This is a genomic window from Neisseria sp. P0017.S009 (assembly GCF_051957375.1).
GTDB classification, from domain to species: Bacteria; Pseudomonadota; Gammaproteobacteria; order Burkholderiales; family Neisseriaceae; genus Neisseria; species Neisseria perflava.
The window spans coordinates 1-243 of sequence record NZ_JBQCWL010000042.1 but is presented as its reverse complement, the minus strand read 5'-3'; the positions used below and the strand labels follow the sequence as shown (position 1 = coordinate 243).

Here is a 243-nt window from a genome sequence, read left to right as displayed (position 1 = left end):
CTTCCTGATAGCCCGACAGGTTTTGCAGGCCGATGATGGCCGAAGCCACCCACGGAAAGCCGCGCCGCTGCTCCGGGCGGTCGTGCAGGAAAATATGGCTGATTTGCTCTGCCGGTACCCGTTCGCGTAAATTGCCCGTATTCGTCTGTCCGTATGATTCGCCCGGATGTGCCGTCCGCAGCCAGTACGCCACAGGACGGGAATAGCTGTTTAACTCAACACCCATGCGCACGGCGTTACGCC

The 243-nt window shown here is 60.1% G+C and carries 1 protein-coding gene; it reads right to left on the bottom strand.

Features of this window, described 5'->3' with window-relative positions; all coding sequences use genetic code 11:
• Positions 1-243 (bottom strand): phage portal protein (locus tag ACTHTG_RS11250; RefSeq protein WP_440362655.1); only part of this gene is annotated, 243 nt, incomplete at both ends.